Annotated in this window: 13 protein-coding genes, 2 tRNA genes and 1 pseudogene; 9 read left to right on the plus strand and 7 right to left on the minus strand. The window is 27.0% G+C overall.

Annotated elements, in window-relative coordinates:
- Positions 1-23: 23 nt before the first annotated feature.
- A complete protein-coding gene (gltX, locus tag H0H64_RS01535) occupies positions 24-1,532 on the minus strand; it encodes a glutamate--tRNA ligase (protein WP_185857063.1) in 1,509 nt (502 codons plus the stop codon).
- Positions 1,533-1,540: 8 nt separating this feature from the next.
- Entirely contained in the window at positions 1,541-2,938 is a 1,398-nt protein-coding gene (gene mnmE, locus H0H64_RS01540) for a tRNA uridine-5-carboxymethylaminomethyl(34) synthesis GTPase MnmE (RefSeq protein WP_185857064.1), read from the minus strand.
- A gap of 86 nt (positions 2,939-3,024) precedes the next feature.
- Here mnmE and H0H64_RS01545 point away from each other — a divergent pair, with 86 nt between their 5' ends.
- The 5 genes from H0H64_RS01545 (at position 3,025) to H0H64_RS01565 (ending at position 9,804) form a co-directional block, all read left to right on the plus strand.
- Entirely contained in the window at positions 3,025-3,918 is an 894-nt protein-coding gene (locus H0H64_RS01545) for a N5-glutamine methyltransferase family protein (protein WP_185857065.1), read from the plus strand.
- A gap of 14 nt (positions 3,919-3,932) precedes the next feature.
- Positions 3,933-5,933 carry an NAD-dependent DNA ligase LigA gene (gene ligA, locus H0H64_RS01550; protein WP_185857066.1) on the plus strand — a complete coding sequence of 667 codons (2,001 nt, stop codon included), beginning with the start codon at positions 3,933-3,935 and terminating at the stop codon, positions 5,931-5,933.
- A gap of 135 nt (positions 5,934-6,068) precedes the next feature.
- The gene (gene lon, locus H0H64_RS01555; protein ID WP_185857067.1) at positions 6,069-8,471 is read left to right on the plus strand and encodes an endopeptidase La; all 2,403 of its coding nucleotides are present in this window, start codon (positions 6,069-6,071) and stop codon (positions 8,469-8,471) included.
- A 3-nt stretch (positions 8,472-8,474) separates the two neighbouring features.
- Positions 8,475-9,713: a diaminopimelate decarboxylase gene (gene lysA / locus H0H64_RS01560; protein WP_394798746.1), complete on the plus strand. Its 1,239-nt coding sequence runs from the start codon at positions 8,475-8,477 to the stop codon at positions 9,711-9,713.
- Positions 9,714-9,716: 3 nt separating this feature from the next.
- Positions 9,717-9,804 (plus strand) — tRNA-Ser (locus tag H0H64_RS01565).
- A gap of 19 nt (positions 9,805-9,823) precedes the next feature.
- Here the strand turns inward: H0H64_RS01565 and metG are convergent.
- Positions 9,824-11,512 (minus strand): methionine--tRNA ligase, encoded by a 1,689-nt coding sequence (metG, locus tag H0H64_RS01570; protein ID WP_185857068.1) that lies wholly within the window; start codon positions 11,510-11,512, stop codon positions 9,824-9,826.
- 30 nt (positions 11,513-11,542) lie between these two features.
- On the opposite strand from metG, the gene H0H64_RS01575 reads away from it, so the two are divergent.
- Complete coding sequence (locus tag H0H64_RS01575; RefSeq protein ID WP_185857069.1) at positions 11,543-12,451, plus strand: 5'-3' exonuclease; 909 nt, start codon at positions 11,543-11,545, stop codon at positions 12,449-12,451.
- A gap of 15 nt (positions 12,452-12,466) precedes the next feature.
- Here the strand turns inward: H0H64_RS01575 and nadD are convergent.
- Together nadD and H0H64_RS01585 are read right to left on the minus strand one after the other, a co-directional pair.
- Positions 12,467-13,046: pseudogene (gene nadD, locus H0H64_RS01580) on the minus strand (nicotinate (nicotinamide) nucleotide adenylyltransferase).
- A 94-nt stretch (positions 13,047-13,140) separates the two neighbouring features.
- Positions 13,141-14,250, minus strand: a complete 1,110-nt coding sequence (locus tag H0H64_RS01585) for a porin (protein ID WP_238784978.1) — start codon at positions 14,248-14,250, stop codon at positions 13,141-13,143.
- A gap of 120 nt (positions 14,251-14,370) precedes the next feature.
- Here H0H64_RS01585 and H0H64_RS01590 point away from each other — a divergent pair, with 120 nt between their 5' ends.
- The 3 genes from H0H64_RS01590 to ribB are packed head-to-tail and all read left to right on the plus strand — an operon-like array spanning position 14,371 to position 18,072.
- Positions 14,371-16,239 (plus strand): DNA translocase FtsK 4TM domain-containing protein, encoded by a 1,869-nt coding sequence (locus H0H64_RS01590; RefSeq protein WP_185857070.1) that lies wholly within the window; start codon positions 14,371-14,373, stop codon positions 16,237-16,239.
- A gap of 54 nt (positions 16,240-16,293) precedes the next feature.
- Positions 16,294-17,415, plus strand: a complete 1,122-nt coding sequence (locus tag H0H64_RS01595; RefSeq protein WP_238784979.1) for an LptF/LptG family permease — start codon at positions 16,294-16,296, stop codon at positions 17,413-17,415.
- Positions 17,416-17,430: 15 nt separating this feature from the next.
- Positions 17,431-18,072 (plus strand): 3,4-dihydroxy-2-butanone-4-phosphate synthase, encoded by a 642-nt coding sequence (gene ribB, locus H0H64_RS01600; protein WP_185857072.1) that lies wholly within the window; start codon positions 17,431-17,433, stop codon positions 18,070-18,072.
- Here the strand turns inward: ribB and H0H64_RS01605 are convergent.
- Positions 18,054-18,127, minus strand: a tRNA-Asp gene (locus H0H64_RS01605). The genes ribB and H0H64_RS01605 overlap by 19 nt on opposite strands.
- The gene (gene trxA, locus H0H64_RS01610; RefSeq protein WP_185857073.1) at positions 18,105-18,449 is read right to left on the minus strand and encodes a thioredoxin; all 345 of its coding nucleotides are present in this window, start codon (positions 18,447-18,449) and stop codon (positions 18,105-18,107) included. Before trxA ends, H0H64_RS01605 begins: the two co-directional genes overlap by 23 nt.
- Positions 18,450-18,468 lie beyond the last annotated feature (19 nt).

An 18,468-nucleotide genomic window follows, 5' to 3' on the forward strand; every position in this document is an offset into this window, starting at 1 on the left:
TATGTTCTTTTTTCAAAAACATTCTAAATTTTTTCTTTGATTTTATTGATCAGTTTTTCGATACGTTGTATACTTTCTTTTTTTCCTAACATTTCAAAAATTATGAAAATATCAATTCCTTTTAGAACCCCCACTACAGCTAAACGAAATAATTGCATGATTTGATGTTTATTTTTTGTTTTTTGAAACAAAAATCTCAAATTTACAGATGTAAATTGATTCAAATTATATAACAATATTTTGGCATTCTTTAATTGAAGAATACTATTTTCATGACAAATTTTATTAAAAAAATTAGCTTCATAAGAACTAGGAGAAATAAAAAAATAAAAAGAATGTTCCCATATTTCATGAATAAAATGAATCCTATTCATTGTTAAATGGATTACTTTCCATAAGTAATCTGTCTTGTATAAAAGAGAATATTTTTTGATTTTATCAGAAAGAAATGCAAATATTTCTTCCTTTTTATCATTTAAATGTTTTTTATTGAACCAATTTACTTTTTTTATATCAAAAAAAACACCAGATTTGTTTATTTTTTCTAAAGAAAATAAATTGATTAATTCTTGTAAAGAAAAAATTTCCCTTTCAACTCCAGGATTCCATCCTAATAAAGCTAACATATTCACAAATGCTTCTGGCAAATAACCTAATTCCCTATATCCTGGTAAGATAATTTTAGTTTTTGGAGTTTTCCATTGTATAGGATATATAGGGGAATTTAAGCTATCTGTGTTTCTTTTGCTAATTTTTCCTTTTCCATTTTTTTTTAAAATTAAAGGCAAATGTGCAAAATTAGGAGGAGTCCAACCCAAAGCCCTATATAACAATACATGCAAATACATAGATGGAAGCCATTCTTCTCCTCTGATCACATGAGTAATTTTCATTAAATAATCGTCTATTGTATTAGCTAAATGATAAGTTGCTACTCCATCCGATTTTAACAAAATTTTATCGTCTAAATGATCTGTATTTACAATTATATTGCCACGTATGATATCATGCATTTTCAATTTTTCTCCAGGTTCTATTTTAAATCGAATCACATAAGAATAAGATCGCAATTTATCATGTAACTGTTCTTTCGTCATAGTTAAAGAATTGTTTAGGTTCATTCTAATTCTAGAATTATAAGAAAAAGTTAACCCATGATGATTATATTCTTTTCTTTTTTTATCAAGATCTTGATCTGTATCAAAAGCATAATAAGCATATCCTTTTTTTAACAATTTCTTGATATACATACGATAAATATGCCCCCTTTTAGATTGAAAATAAGGAGAATAAGGCCCTCCATACCCAACTCCTTCATCAGGTTCTATGTGACACCATTTTAATGACTCCAAAATATACGATTCAGAATTCTCAACGAATCTTTTTTGATCAGTATCTTCTATTCTAAGGACGAATGTTCCTCTATGTTTTTTAGCAAAAAGATAATTATATAATGCTGTTCTGATTCCACCCAAGTGAAGTGGGCCTGTAGGACTAGGAGCAAAACGAACTCTTACAGAATGTAGTGACATAATTTTATTTATTTTCCAATACAGAATTTTGAAAAAATATTTTTGAGTATATCTTCACTTGTGATTTCTCCCGTAATCTCTCCTAAATACCGTAATGCGTCTTTAATATATATTGAGACTAAATCTACTGAATATCCTTGATTAAAAGCATTGTGTGCTAATGATATTTCTCTTAACGAGTGCTTTAAAGCTTCATAATGTCTATCTTGTGTTACCACTATTTTTTTTTCCTTTAATTTATCCAAAAATAAAGAACCCAAAGCATTGAGCACCCTTTTTACTTCACGATAATTTTTTGACGAAATTTCAAAAAAATAGGGAATTTTTGACTTTAAATTTTCAAAATCATGAAAAGGAGATATATCTGATTTATTCGCTATGGCAAAAATATTTTTTAACGGATATTTTTTGTGAATTTTTTTAATATCACTAATAATTTTTTGTTCTTTTTTATTTTTATTTGAAGAATCAAAAATATATAATATGACTTGAGCCTCTTCTATTTTTTTCATGGTTTTTTCCACTCCCATAGTTTCTATAGGATCTTTGGTTTTTCTAATTCCTGCCGTATCCAAAAAATGAAAAAGAATTCCATTCAAAATAATTTCTCCTTCCACACAATCTCTAGTCGTTCCTTCTATATGGGATATAATGGAACGGTCTTCCTGAAGAACCTGATTAAAAAAAGTAGATTTTCCCACATTGGGTTCTCCAATAATGACCACATAAATTCCTTTTTTTATAGCATTTCCTAACGAAAAAGATTCAATTAAATCTTTTAAAGTCCCTTTTAATTCTTGAAAGAAAGAAAAAAGTTCTGATCTTTTAGCAAAGATCACATTTTCTTCAGAAAAATCCAATTCCAATTCTAGTAAAGATGCAAAATCCAATAATTTTTTCCTTAAATCCTTAATAAGACTAGAGAATGATCCTTTGATTTGTTCTAAAGATATTTCATGACATATTTTATTTTCAGATACAATCAAATCAGCTATAGCTTCAGCTTGTGATAAATCTACTTTCTGATTGATAAAAGCACGCAATGTAAATTCTCCAGGACGAGCCAAACGTATTCCTTTTCTAATGAGCAATTGCAAAATCTGTTGTTGAATATAATAAGATCCATGACAAGAAATCTCTATCATATTCTCTCCTGTATAAGAAAAAGGAGATTTAAAAATAGAAACTAAAACTTGATCTAATAAATTATTATTTTCTGCTACAACATATCCTAAATGAATCGTATGTGTAGATTGATTTTCCAGTTTTTTTCCAGATTTAATAGAAACAAAAATATTTTCAACAATAGATATAGAATTTTTTCCAGAAATACGAATAACAGAAATAGCACTAGATCCAATAGGAGTAGCTAAAGCCACAATGGTATCACCATCTAAATCTAACATAAAAAACGAAAAAATTATGTCTTATGTCTCATATATATATAAAATAAGTATTTTTTTTGAAATTTACATCATTTTAATTTCGTCATATGGAATCTTTTTACAAATTTTTCCGTCTTTTTCAAAAGACTCTTCAAGATTTATATCCAGAACCTAAGGAGGTAGAAAATCTCTTTTTTTTACTCACTACTCATATTTTTCGATGTGATAAAACAACTATTTTATTACGATTAAGTAGAAAAGAAAAGATAAATTTTTTTATTTACGATAAATTAATAAAAAAATTATGGGAATTAAAAAAAAATAGACCCATACAATATGTAATTGGGCAAACCTATTTTTTTGGTCTGAAATTCATAGTTAATGAAAAAGTATTCATTCCAAGACCAGAAACAGAAGAACTTGTATCCTGGATTCTACAGGATCAGGATCATCATGATAATCCCGTTCAAGTATTTGATATTGGAACAGGAAGTGGATGTATTAGTATTACTTTAAAAAAGAAAAAACCTGAAATTATACAACACATTTGTGCCATTGACTCTGACCAAGAAGCTCTTGACATAGCTTGTAAAAATGCAAAATTACATAATGTAAAAATTTCATTAAAAAATGTAGATATCTTGAAAAATGTAATATATAAACCCCAAAAAATGAATAAAAATACGATTTACATTATCGTAAGTAATCCTCCTTATATCAGGCTATCTGAAAAAGAACTACTACATCCAAATATTGTTCAATACGAGCCTTATCAAGCTTTATTTGTTCCTGACGAGGATCCTTTGATTTTTTATAAAAAAATTTCTTTTTGGATCAAAAAAAGATTAACTGGAATCGTTTATGTTTATTTTGAAATAAACCAATTTATCTATTTAGATATTATTGATTTTATGAAAAAAATAGGGTTTCTAAATATAGAAATAAAAAGAGATTTTCAAGGCTATTTCAGAATGGTTCGTGGAGTTTATTACTCCAACTAAACTTAATAAATAATATGGAAAAAATAGAAAAAAAAATATATAAACTCAGAAAAAAGTTGTTAAAATATAATGATCAATATTATAATTCGGATACTTCAGAAATATCTGACTATCATTTTGATAAAAAATTAAAAGAATTATCTTTTTTAGAGAAAAAAAATCCTGAATTACAGGATCCAACTTCTCCTACAATGAAAGTAGGAGCAGAAGTCACTAAAAAAGATTCTATTTCTACTGCTTCTCATAAATACAAAATGTACTCTATTCAAAATACCTATTCTAAAAAAGAATTAATGATTTGGAAAACAAAAATCAGTAAATCACTTCATTCTTTATCTTTTGTATGTGAACCAAAATATGATGGAGTATCTATTAATTTGATTTATCAAAACGGATTTTTAACAAAAGCGGTAACTCGTGGAGATGGAGAAAAAGGAGAAGATGTCACAAAAAATATAAAAACGATAAAATATATTCCTTTAAAATTAAGAGGGGATAACTATCCTATGTATCTTGAAATACGTGGAGAAATCTTTATTCCTATAAAGAGTTTTATAGAAATTAATAAAAAACGTATCAAAAATGGACAAAATCCTTATGCGAATCCAAGAAATACGGCTAGTGGAACACTGAAAATTCAGAATATACAAGAAGTACGTAAAAGAGATTTATTTTGTATAGCATTTCATGTTGTAGGAAACAATTTACCTTTTAATACACAATATGCAGCTATAAAATACATAAAATATTGGGGGTTTCAAGCTCCGGAAATAGCGCGTTTTTGCAGGAACATAAAAGAAGTATTCCATTTTATAGACTTTTGGGATATATGTAAAAATAAACTTCCTTATCAGACAGATGGAATAGTGATTAAAGTTAATGAATATAAAAAACAATCCCTTTTAGGATTTACCAATAAATATCCACGTTGGGCTATTGCTTATAAGTTTCGACAAAAATTGTCTGAAACCAAATTATTAAGTATTACGTTTCAAGTAGGACGTACAGGGATCATTACTCCTGTAGCCAATGTCGTTCCTCTTTTAATTTCTGGAACGACAATCAAAAGAGTTGCACTTTATAATGATAATTTTATACAAAAAATGGGAATTCATTATGGAGATACACTTTTATTAGAAAAAGGAGGAGATATTATTCCAAAAGTTACAGAAATCAACATCAAAAAAAGATTGAATCAAACCTTTCCTGTATTTTTTTTAAAAAAATGTCCATCATGTAATGGCATTTTAACGAAAAGAAATGAATTATTTTACTGTACTAATCAAAACTGTTTTTCTCAAAGAATAGAAAAAATAATCCACTTTGTAAGTGTTATGAACATAAAAAAAATTGGAGAAAAAATGATACATAAACTATACAAAAAAGGTTTTTTATATAATTTTTATGATTTATATGAATTGAAAAAAAAAGAACTCCTTCAAATTGAAGGAGTCAAAGAAAAACTGGCATGTGGAATTTTGAATAATATAGAAAAATCGAAAGAAAATCCCTATTTCAGAGTATTATTTGCTTTAGGAATTCCTCATGTAGGAGAATATATTTCCAAAAAATTAACAGATAATTTTTCGGATATCAATTCTTTAATACATGCAAATTATAATCATTTAATTTCTATTTCTGGCATAGGAAAAAAAATTGCAAAAAGTATCATTACTTATTTTTCAATTACGGAACATCAATCCATAGTTAAGATGCTTGTTAAATATGGATTCCATGTTTATAAATATCCTATAATGAAAAAGTATTCTTTGATTGAAGGAAAATCTTTTGTATTCACAGGAAAATTATCTTGTATAACCCGGAATGAAGCTAAAAATATAGTAGAATTTTTAGGTGGAAGAGTGTATAATACTGTAAATCAAAAAATTAATTTTATAGTAGTTGGAAAAAATTTTGGTTCCAAATTAAAAAAAAGTATGAAAAAAAATCACATAAAAATTTTGACAGAACATATTTTTTTGGATATGATTCAAAAAAATAATAATCAATTTTAACGATTTCAGTAATTAATTTAAGTACGTATAGATGGTTTTGTTTTTCATATAGAAAACAGTATATTTAATTTATAAGTGGAGATTAATTCTTAACTAAGAGTTAATTCATCATTTGAGTCAGAAATCTATTTTTTTATGTTATTAAAAAATATATTTACAGAATCTGGATTCGAGTCTGAAGCAGAGTTTATTCCCTTAATGAGTCAAGATGAAGAAGATCAGTTACTTAAAGGAGATATTCCTGAACAATTATGTATCTTAACAGTAAAAAATATGGTTTTGTATTCTGGAATTGTTTTTCCAATTATAGCAGGAAAAAGTGGATCCATACAATTGTTACAAGATGCTTATGGATTAGATAAAACAGTTGGAGTATTAACACAAAAAAATTCTGGAATAGAAAACCTTAGTGAAAAAGATTTGTATTCTATTGGAACGGTTGCTAAAATATTGAAATTATTGAAAATGCCTGATGGAAATACCACGGTTATTTTGCAGGGAAAAAGAAGATTTAAAGTCAATCGTTTTATTCAAAATGATCCATATTTTAAAGCAGAAATTATAGCGTTAGAGGAAAATAAACCTTCCTGTAAGGATAAAGAATACCTTGCTTTAGTAGAATCTATAAAGGAAATAGCTATAAAAATTATTCAAGATAACCCCAATATTCCATCAGAAGCGAGCATTGCTATTCGTAATATAGAAAGTCCTTCTTTTTTAATAAATTTTGTAGCAGCTAATATGAATTTAGCTACTAGAGATAAGCAAAAATTGTTAGAATACGATGATTTGAAAAAAAGAGCAATGGAAACATTACGTTTTCTAAACGTAGAACATCAGCAAATTAAATTAAAAAACGACATTCAATCCCGTGTTCGTAGTGATATGGATCAACAACAGAGAGAATATTTTTTGCATCAGCAGATTAAAGCCATACAAGAAGAATTAGGAGATATCTCTTATGAAAAAGAGATAGATGAAATGCGAGCTAAAGCTTCCAGAAAAAAATGGCCAAAGGAAGCAAAAAAACAGTTTGATAGGGAATTGCTAAAAATGCAAAGAACTAATCCTCAAATGCCAGAATATACGGTACAGAGAAATTATCTGGAATTAATGATTGATCTTCCTTGGGGAAGATACTCAAAAGATAATTTTGATTTAGATTATGCACAAAAAATATTAGACAGAGATCACTATGGACTGGAAAAAGTAAAAGAACGTATTATAGAATATTTAGCTGTATTAAAATTAAGGGGAGATATGCGTTCTCCTATTTTATGCTTTTACGGTCCACCTGGAGTCGGTAAGACTTCTTTGGGAAGATCTATAGCTACCGCATTGAAAAGAAAATACGTTCGTATTTCTTTGGGGGGGTTGCATGATGAATCAGAAATACGGGGACACAGAAGGACTTATATAGGCGCCATGCCTGGTAGGCTATTACAATCTATTCGAAAAGTAGGAACTTCAAATCCCGTTTTTGTTATAGACGAAATAGATAAAATGGGTCTAGGTACAAATGGAGATCCTTCTTCGGCCATGTTAGAAGTTTTAGATCCGGAACAAAATACCTCATTTTACGATAATTTTTTAGAAATGGGTTACGATTTATCAAAAGTATTATTTATTGCTACAGCGAATTCACTTTCCCATATTCAACCTGCTCTAATAGATAGAATGGAAGTTATAGAAATGAATGGATATACTGTAGAAGAAAAAACGCAAATTGTAAAAAAACATATTCTACCTAAACAATTAAAAGACAATGGATTAAAAAAATCTGATTTAGTACTTGGAACAAAACAAATAGAAAAAGTCATTGAAAGTTATACAAGAGAATCTGGATTGAGAACTTTGGAAAAACATATTGCTAAATTAGCACGTTATGTCGCGAAACATATTGCTATGAACAAAAAATATGTGAAACTTTTAAGTATTGAAAAAATAGAAAAAATTCTTGGAATACCCAATGATCCAGATCGTTATGAAGAAAATAATATTCCAGGTGTGGTTACTGGTTTAGCTTGGACTCATTTTGGGGGAGATATTTTATATATTGAATCCAGTTTATCTAAAGGAAAAGGTCATTTAAGTATTACTGGAAATTTAGGAGAGGTGATGAAAGAATCTGCGACAATTGCTTTGCAATATATTAAAGCTCATTATAAAGAATTTAACATAGATCCTATAATGTTTGAAGAGAAAAATGTGCATGTTCATGTTCCTGAAGGAGCCGTTCCTAAAGATGGTCCATCTGCAGGAATAACAATGTTAACTTCTCTAGTGTCAAGTTTTACTAAAAGAAAGTTAAGGCCTAATCTAGCTATGACAGGAGAAATCACTCTAAGAGGGAAAGTCCTTCCTGTTGGTGGAATTAAAGAAAAAATTCTAGCGGCTAAACGTGCTAATATTAAAGAAATTATTTTATCACAGGATAACAAAAAAGATGTAGAGGAAATTAAACCCGAACACTTAAAAGGATTAACCTTTGATTATGTTAAAAATATGAATGATGTGATTCATTTATCTTTGTTGTAAATTATGATGCATGAATTAAAAAATAAAAGCTACCCAGTTCATAGAGAATACTTAATTCAACTTGCAAAAAAATATGGGACTCCACTTTATGTATACGATTCTTGCAAAATAAAAAAACAATATATAAAGATGAAAAAAGCTTTTAGTGGGATAAAAAATTTAATCATTAATTATGCCTGTAAAGCTAATACTAATCTGAATATATTGAAATTTTTGCAAAAATTGGGAAGCGGATTAGATACCGTGTCTATTCAAGAAGTAGAACTAGGATTAAAAGCAGGTTTTCATCCTAAAAAAATTATATTCACTCCTAATTGTGTTTCTATTCAAGAAATAAAAAAGGCAGTTGGTTTCGGAGTTAGAATCAATCTAGATAATTTGTCCATTTTAGAACAATTTGGAGAATATTACCCTGATTATGCTATAGGAATCAGAATTAATCCGCATATTATGGCAGGAGGAAATTCTAAAATTTCAGTAGGACATATTGATTCTAAATTTGGTATTTCTTATTATCAAATTCCTCATATGAAAAGAATATTAAAAAATACAGGACTTAAAATAGAAGGATTTCATATGCATACAGGATCTGATATTTCAAATATCAAAGCCTTTTTATCAGGAGCAAAAGTCTTATTTCAAGCAGCTATTGATTTTCCCAATCTTGATTATATTGATTTTGGAAGTGGTTTTAAAGTTCCATACACAAAAAATGATATAAAAACGGATCTTAATTCTTTAAGTTATTGTATTACAGAAGAATTTGAAAATTTTTGTAAGAATTATGGAAGTCAAATTACTTTGATATTTGAACCAGGTAAATTTATAGTTAGTGAATCTGGATATTTTTTAGTTAGTGTAAATGTCATTAAACATACTACTTCTACTGTATTTGCGGGAGTAGATTCAGGGTTTAATCATTTTCTTCGTCCTATGTTTTATGATGCTTATCACTGTATTGAAAATATTTCGAATCCAAATGGTCGTTTTCGTTTTTACACAGTAGTGGGATATATTTGCGAATCGGATACCTTTGGGTTTAATAGAAAAGTTAAAGAAATCCGTGAAGGAGATATTTTATGCATTAAAAATGCAGGAGCTTACTGTTTTTCTATGTCTTCTAATTATAATTCTCGTTATAGACCTTCTGAAGTTATGATTTTTAAGGGAAAAGATTTTCTTATAAGAAAAAGAGAAACGATGCAAGATCTTCTGAGAAACATAGTGGACATACACATGTAATTTGGAGAGATGGCAGAGTGGTTAATTGCGGCGGTCTTGAAAACCGTTGAGGGTGATACCTCCGGGGGTTCGAATCCCTCTCTCTCCGCCAATAGACACACAATAGAAAATCACTGCATAAATGACTGTATTTTTTTCAGTTTTTTCATTTGTTTTTCAATACTTTCGTTACTTATTTTTTTAAATAAAAATACAGTCTTGCCTAAAACATGTCCTGGACATAAAATTTCTTCTATGTTTTTTATTTTATTCCAAAAAAAAGTTTTCAACCGAAGCATGTCTAACAATTTTTTTGCCGTATATGGAAGAAAAGGTTCTGCTAATTGTGCTAACATACCAACAATTTGCAGGGATACATAAAGTATGGTATTGATACGTTTTTCTTTTTTTTTACTCCAAGGTTCTTCTTCTGTTAAATATTTATTTCCTAGTCTAGCTAAATCCATAAAACATGCTAAGGATTCTCGAAACTGATAGGATTCAATTAAATTTCCTATATGCTCTGGATAATCTTTAATTTTTGTTAAAATATTTTTGTCTTTTATAGACAACATTTCAGGATAAGGGACGATGCCTTTATTGTACTTTTGTATTAAAGTTAGACTTCTATTTACAAAATTTCCTAATATAGCAACCAATTCAGTATTATTTTTTATTTGAAAATTTTTCCAATTAAAATTATTATCTTTTTTTTCAGGCATATTAGCTATTAAAATATAACGAAGGGGGTCCTGTTGATTTGGAAAATCTTTTAAATATTCATGCACCCATACTGCCCAATTTTTAGAAGTAGATATTTTTTTGTTTTCTAGATGAAGAAATTCATTAGCCAATATTTTATCTGGAAGGATATATCCACTATTATATGCTTTAAGTATAACCGGAAAAATAATGCAGTGAAAAACAATATTATCTTTTCCTATAAACTGAATTAATTTGGTATTTTCATCTTTCCAATAAGGTTTCCAATCTATTTTTGTTTGTTTAGACCACTCTATAGTAGAAGAAATATATCCTATAGGAGCTTCAAACCATACATATAGAACTTTTCCTTTATCCTGGGGAACAGGTACCCCCCAATTCAAATCTCTTGTTATAGCACGAGGTTTTAACCCTTGATCTAACCAAGATTTTGCTTGTCCATATACATTCACTTTCCAATCTTTTTTATGATTAATTAAAATCCATTTTTCCAAGAATTTTTGATATTGATTTAGGGGAAAGTACCAATGTTTGGTTTTTTTCAAAATTGGAAAGCTTCCACTTATAGTCGATTTGGGAGATATTAAATCTTCAGGGATTAGGGGCCTTCCACAATCTTCGCATTGATCTCCATAAGCTTCTTCATTTTTACAATGAGGGCATGTTCCAGATATATACCTATCCGCTAAAAATTGTTGAGCTTCTTTATCATAATATTGTTCAGATACTTTTTCAAAAATCTTTTTTTTTTCATTAAGTTTTTTAAAAAAAGAAGTAGAAATTTCGTGATGAATTTTTGTAGAGGTTCTGGAATAGTTATCAAACTGTATTCCAAAATTATTAAAACAATCTTTAATCATGTAATGATACTTATTCACTATTTCTTTAGGAGTTTTTTTTTCTTTTTTAGCTTGCATAGCAATAGGTACTCCATGTTCATCCGATCCACATATAAAAATAACATCTATTTTATTTCGTCTAAGATAACGAACGAAAATATCTGCAGGTAAATAAACTCCTGCCAAATGTCCTATATGAATTGGGCCATTTGCATATGGTAAAGCAGCAGTGACTGTATATTTATTTGATTTTTTCATAATAAAATATAAAAAATAAAAAATTGATATATGAATAATAATAATAAAAAATTATTTTTAATTGACGCATATCCCCTTATTTATCAAAGTTATTATGCTTATATACATAATCCACTTTTCACTTCTAAAGGCCTCAATACTTCGCCTATCATAAATTTCACATATTTTTTAATGAACACATTAAATAATGAAAAGCCATCCTATATGGCAACTATTTTTGATTCCCGTAAAGGAACTTCTTTTAGAAAAGAAGAATATGACAAGTATAAAGCACATAGAAAAAAAACCCCGGAAGCTATTTTCATAGCTATTCCTTATATTATCAAGATTTTAAAAACCTTTAAAATTTCTTTTTTTTATGCTCCCAACGGATATGAGGCCGATGATTTTATCGGAACAATAGCTAAAAAAGCAGAAAATAAAGGATATATTATTTATATAGTCACTTTAGATAAAGATTTTTTTCAACTGATAACAGAAAACATTAAAGTTTATATTCCACCTTTTAAAGGAAATACAAAAAAAATTTTTGGAATAGAAGAAATCAAAAAAAAATTTGGAGTGAACCATCCAAGACAAGTTATAGATTTATGGAGTATGATGGGGGATTCTTCTGATAATATACCAGGATTGCCAGGAATTGGAATAAAAAATGCCATCAGATTTATTCAAAAATATGGAAGTATTGAAAAATTATTAAATTCAACTCATGATCTTAACGGAAAAATAAAAAAAAATATTGAAAAAAATAAAGATTTAGGTCTTTTATACAAAAAATTAATTACTATTGTTACTAATATTCCCCTTTTTTCTTTTCATGAAGAAAAATTTTATGTAAAAAAGCCAAATTGGCATTCCATAAAAAAAATATTCGGGGAACTTGAATTTATAAGATTGTTAAAAAAAGCTCATGAATATTATAAATATAAAAACAATTAAAACAAAAGAATAATTTTACTTTTTTATAAAAAATTTATATTTATTCATATAATCCCAAACTTCTGCATGAAGCAGAGGTTTCATGTTCTTTCCTTCTTGAATAGATTTTCGAATAAAAGAAGAAGAGATTTCAATAATTGGAGCTTTCAAAAAAATTATGTTATTTTTTTGATATGTTAAAACCGGATGTGTAAAAGATCCAATTCTTGGATAAACTAAAATATCATATCTATTTAAAATAATTTTATAATTTTTCCATTTCCTGAAAGAAAAAAATGAATCTTTTCCTAAAAGAATAAAAAATTGATTTCTAGGATATTTTTTTTCTATGTTATAAAGTGTATGGATTGTATAAGAAGGAAAATATCCACATTCAATATCCAAAACACTCATTTTTTCATAATCACAAACAGCTTTTCGAACCATTTCTATTCTATGTTCATAATCTAAAAGGTTCTTTTTTTTTTAATGGATTTTGTGGAGAAACCACAAACCAAACATAATCTATATCTAAAAATTCTGTTATATGATTAGCAATAATTGTATGCCCTAAATGAATAGGATTAAATGATCCAAAATAAAGTCCGATTTTCATATTATAACTTACTGACTTACTGATATACTGATCTATAAAAAAAATACCGAGACTACATGTTGCATCTCGATATTTTTTTTTATCGATTATTTTTTTAAATTATTTTAACACGATAACTCAATCCTAAAGTGATAAAATGATTATTCTTATTTTCTTTTTTCATTTTATCTAAACTGTAATTAACTATTTGGTTTTGATACGCAAAATCAAAACTAAGATCATCATTTTTTCTTATGGGAATAAATTCTATACCTCCATAATAAGTATATGCTGTTTTAAACAATTTATTATATTCTAAAATATCATTCAATCCTCTTTTAGAGGTTCCTGTTTCATATACCCCTTTAGCAATGAAATTCCATTTTGGAATAAAGTTGTATTTTAATTTTACTAAATATGTTCTATATTTTACAGAGGGATTATAGGAATAATTATAATTCAATGATCGTAAAATTCTTCTTACATTACCATTTCTTTCTATGTCTTCATCACTAAGTATATAGTCTGCTTCTATAGAAATAGGTTTCCAATTTAATTTGCTACCTAAAGCTAATAATTTCCAAAATTTTTGACTCTCATACTCTTGAAAAATAGAATAGGACCATTTATTTTGAATGATTTTATTATTATTTGATAAACTCCAATTCCAATTCACAGAATATCCCATAGGATGATTTATTTCTTGAGGATCATCTTTCTCTTTTGTGTTATTGATCGCTTGAAATTGTAATTCATGATCTTTTATGGGAAGATAAATAAAACTGAATCCGACATAATCATCCTTATTTTTGTATACATGCGGATAACGATATACATGTTCAGAGAAATTATTAGAAAATTCCATACTACCAAAAGAAAAAGGTTGTTTTCCTACCAAAAAATAAAGTTTATCGTTCCACTTATATTTTAAATAAGCTAAATCCATGATTTTATAACCCCCTATTTGTTTCAATTGTTTTGTAAAATGATAACTGATTTTATCATTGGCTTTTCCTATCACTTCCAAATTTAAATAGTCTTCATAAAAACGAGCCCCTTCAGAAAATTCTTTTTCTATTGTAGAATTAATACTATTAGAGAAATCTAAAAATATGTTAAAATGAGAATTTTCATCTGTTGTGTTTTTTTGTTTTATAATTTCTGCAAAACTATGAGAAGGATAAAAAAACCATAAAAAAATAATAAGAAAAATATTTATTTTCATTTTTTTAATTTTATTATTCAATCATAATATAATAAATTTTCCAGTATAAAAAACTTTTTTTAAAACAAAACAAAATAGTTTTAAAAAATATTAAATTTTTTTTACATAACTATAAAAAAAATGGATAAAAATAAAATAAGAAAAAAAGAAAAAAAAATTCTTAAAACCATTTTTGGATTTTTTTTATTAGGAAGTAGTATTTTTTTGTTTTTAAGTTTTTTTTCTTTTCTTTTTCATTGGAAAAATGATCAAAGTCAACTCGAAAAACTTTTCGATAAAGAAATTATAGCAGAAAATTTACTTGGAAAAATAGGAGCAATCGTTTCTCACTATTTTATTCACTGTGGAATAGGAATTAGCGCTTTTTTTATTCCTATATTATTGTTTTTCACAGGATTAAAAATTCTTTTTATGAATAAAAAACTGTTAAATAATTTTTACAAATCTACAATATATAAATTGTTATTCTTTAACATATGGCTTCCCATCTTTTTTTATGTTATTGTTCCTAATCAAGGTATATTCAGTGGAATTTTTGGATTTGAAATAGGAAACTATTTAATTCATTTATTTGGAAAAGTAGGATTATATATGCTTCTTTTGACGAGTATCATTTTTTATTTGATTATCATTTTTCGTATCAGCACTCCAACCATAAAAAATGGAATGAAAAAAAAAATACAAAATATTAACAAAAAAATAGACGAAAGATTAAATTTTTTAAACACAAAAATTGTCAATAAACCAAATATGGATTCTTCTTTCAGTAAAGACAGTAAAAAAAAAAACTTTCTTCATTCTATTCTTTATAAAAAAAAAGAAGACTTTTCATTTATTGATTTAAAAATCGATTTGGAATCGAATAAAAAAAAAATAATTCAAATACTAAACTATTATAATATAGAAGTATGTGAAATAAAAGCGAGTATAGGACCTACTATAACTTTGTATGAAATATATCCTAAAATGGGAACACGTATTTCTAAAATCAAAAACTTAAAAAATGAGATTGCCTTAAATTTATCCGCGATATCCATAAGAATTATTGCCCCTATACCTGGAAAAGGATCTATTGGTATAGAGATCCCCAATTATAAGCGTTATCCCGTTTATATACAAGATATTTTATTCTCAGAAGAAAGTAACAAAAAAAGTCATAAAATGGAACTTCCCATTTCTTTAGGAAAGACGATATTTAATGATATTTTTATTGTAGATTTAGCGAAAATGCCTCATATACTTATAGCAGGCTCAACGGGACAAGGAAAATCCGTAGGATTAAATATTATGATTGTTTTTCTATTATATAAAAAAAGTCCAAAAGATATTAAGTTTATTTTGATTGATCCAAAAAAAGTAGAATTATCAATATATAAGAAGATTTCAAAATCTTATTTTGCGATACTTCCGAATTCTATAGAACCTATCATTACAGATTTACATGAAGTAAAAAATATATTAAATTCTTTATGTAAAGAAATGGATCAAAGATATGCTATTTTAGAAAAATATCAGGTTAGAAATATTAAAGAATATAATAATGTAAAATATAATAAACATCATTTGCCTTATATCATATTAATTATTGATGAATTTGCCGATTTAAATATTAATAATAATAAAAAACAAATAGAAACATATATAACCCGGTTAGCACAGCTTGCTCGTGCTGTAGGCATTCATTTAATTATAGCAACACAACGTCCATCCGTAGATGTAATTACGGGATTAATAAAATCCAATTTTACTGCAAGAATTGCATTTAAAGTAAGTTCTAAAATAGATTCTAGAACTATATTAGATTGCACCGGTGCTGAACAATTAGTAGGAAAAGGTGATATGCTATTTTCTAATAGAAATGAATTGATACGATTACAATGTCCGTTTCTGGAATTATCAGATTTAAAAAAAATTGTTGATTTTTATGAAAATAATAATAAAAAAAATGAATACTTTTTTTTGCCAGAACCGGATATGATAGATAGATAAATCAATAAGTTTTAATTAAAATTTATCATGATAATAAAAAAACTGGATTTATACATGATTCGATTATTTATAGCTCCTTTTTTAATTATTTATTCTACAATATTTATTATTTTTATGATCCAATTTTTTTGGAGTCAAGTAGATGAACTCACAGATAAAAATGTTAGTGTTCTTATAATATTAAAATTTGTATTTTACTTTGGGATATCTATTCTTCCATTAGTAACTCCTATTGCTTTATTATTGACTTCTATTATAATATTTGGGGACTTTTCAGAAAATCAAGAATTGATCGCTATCAAATCTTCTGGAATCTCTCTTTTTCGTATAATGATCCCTATTTTATGGGTTACCTTTGTTTTATCCATTGGATTGTATTTATTTTCAGATTTTGCTATTCCAAAAGCGAAAATGAAAGCTAAAAAATTAGGATATCAAATATCATTAACTCATCCATTTTTAAAATTAAAAGAAGGAATTTTCGTAAATATTTTACCAAATTTTTTCATAAAAATTGATAGAAAATCAATAAATAATAATTATTTACATAATATATTTATTTTTTTTTATGAAAAAAATTCGCTTGTTAATACTATCCTTTCTCAAAAGGGAGTTTTAATCCCTGATAAAGAGAATGAATCTATTCAATTGAAATTAATAAATGGAGTTTTATATAGTGAAAATGAAACAAAAAAAAAACAATATTCTTATCAAATTATAGAATTTGATACTTTAATTCAAAATTTTAAAATTCCTTCAGAATCAAAAATGAAAAACTTAGATGACTATGATTTTTATCAAACTCTTAATACAAAAAATCTTATTAAAAAGATTAACTTTTTAAAAAAATATAAAAATACCTACGAAAAGAAAATATACTTAGCCAAGCTGCAATTAGAATTGCAAAAAAAATTTACATTTCCAGTAACATGCATTATAATGTTTCTTATTGGAGCGCCATTAGGCGCTATTATCAGAAAAGGAGGAATAGGTTATCCAACTATGATAGCAATGATTATATTCATCATCTATTATACTTTACTAACTATCACTCAAAATAAAGTAGAAAAAGCCGAAATATGTCCATGGATAGGAGCTTGGGTACCAAATTTTATTTTTTTCCCAATAAGTATATGGATGACTTATAAAACTGTAATGGATGATTTTTATATATAATTAAATTAAATAGATATGGTTTTTGATTCAAATCAAAATTTGAATGGTATTGAAGAGGCCATACAGGATATCAAAAATGGAAAAATTATTATTGTGGTTGATGATAAAAATCGTGAAAATGAAGGAGATTTTATAGTAGCTGCTGAAAAAATAACTCCTAAAATTGTAAATTTTCTCATTACTCATGGTAGAGGATTAGTTTGTGTCTCTTTAACAGAAGAAAAATGTGATCAATTAGAACTTCAAATGATGGTAAAAAATAACACAGATCCTAGAAAAACGGCTTTCACCGTATCTGTAGACTTGCGAGGCTATGGCGTTAGCACTGGCATTTCTGTTTCAGATAGAGCGAAAACTATTTTTTCCTTAGTTAATGAAGTAAAACCAAGAGTATTTAACAAACCAGGACATATATTTCCTCTCCGTGCAAAAAAAGGAGGTGTCTTAGTAAGACCTGGACATACAGAGGCTGCTATTGACATAACTCAAATGGCAGGATGCATTCCTGGAGGAGTATTGGTAGAAATACTAAACAAAAACGGATCTATGGCTCGTTTACCACAATTGATTCAAATAGCCAAAAAATTTCATATGAAAATTATATCTATAGAAGATCTTATTAAATATAAGATAAAATGCGGTCTGGACGGGATTTGAACCCGCGACCCCATGCGTGACAGGCATGTATTCTAACCAACTGAACTACCAGACCAAAAATTCATTAAAGCATCTAATTTTTTTCTTATGTCTTCTTTAGAAAGAATCCCAATATGGATATCTTTTTTTTCTCCATTTTTAAAAAAAATCATAGTAGGAATACTACGTATCCCATATTTATCAGAAGTTTTTGGATTATTATCCACATTCAACTTAAAAATTGACACTTTTGTATGATATTCAGAAAATATTTCTTCTAATAAAACAGATAAAGCCTTACATGGAGCACACCATGGGGCCCAGAAATCTACTAGAACAGGTTTTTCTGATTTAGAAATCAACTTTTCAAAATTGTCATCGTTTATTTCTTGTAACATATTTTTAAATAAAAAACAT

This window comes from Blattabacterium cuenoti (genome assembly GCF_014251635.1).
GTDB lineage: Bacteria > Bacteroidota > Bacteroidia > Flavobacteriales > Blattabacteriaceae > Blattabacterium > Blattabacterium cuenoti_S.

What these genes read in the sequence shown, in the direction of transcription:
- H0H64_RS01590 (WP_185857070.1), top strand. Translation starts at nt 14,371, where the DNA reads ATGGATAAAAATAAAATAAGAAAAAAAGAAAAAAAAATTCTTAAAACC.
- H0H64_RS01575 (WP_185857069.1), top strand. Translation starts at nt 11,543, where the DNA reads ATGAATAATAATAATAAAAAATTATTTTTAATTGACGCATATCCCCTT.
- lysA (WP_394798746.1), top strand. Translation starts at nt 8,475, where the DNA reads ATGATGCATGAATTAAAAAATAAAAGCTACCCAGTTCATAGAGAATAC.
- metG (WP_185857068.1), bottom strand. Translation starts at nt 11,512, where the DNA reads ATGAAAAAATCAAATAAATATACAGTCACTGCTGCTTTACCATATGCA.
- trxA (WP_185857073.1), bottom strand. Translation starts at nt 18,449, where the DNA reads ATGTTACAAGAAATAAACGATGACAATTTTGAAAAGTTGATTTCTAAA.
- H0H64_RS01545 (WP_185857065.1), top strand. Translation starts at nt 3,025, where the DNA reads ATGGAATCTTTTTACAAATTTTTCCGTCTTTTTCAAAAGACTCTTCAA.
- H0H64_RS01595 (WP_238784979.1), top strand. Translation starts at nt 16,294, where the DNA reads ATGATTCGATTATTTATAGCTCCTTTTTTAATTATTTATTCTACAATA.
- ribB (WP_185857072.1), top strand. Translation starts at nt 17,431, where the DNA reads ATGGTTTTTGATTCAAATCAAAATTTGAATGGTATTGAAGAGGCCATA.
- lon (WP_185857067.1), top strand. Translation starts at nt 6,069, where the DNA reads ATGTTATTAAAAAATATATTTACAGAATCTGGATTCGAGTCTGAAGCA.
- mnmE (WP_185857064.1), bottom strand. Translation starts at nt 2,938, where the DNA reads ATGTTAGATTTAGATGGTGATACCATTGTGGCTTTAGCTACTCCTATT.
- ligA (WP_185857066.1), top strand. Translation starts at nt 3,933, where the DNA reads ATGGAAAAAATAGAAAAAAAAATATATAAACTCAGAAAAAAGTTGTTA.
- H0H64_RS01585 (WP_238784978.1), bottom strand. Translation starts at nt 14,250, where the DNA reads ATGAAAATAAATATTTTTCTTATTATTTTTTTATGGTTTTTTTATCCT.
- gltX (WP_185857063.1), bottom strand. Translation starts at nt 1,532, where the DNA reads ATGTCACTACATTCTGTAAGAGTTCGTTTTGCTCCTAGTCCTACAGGC.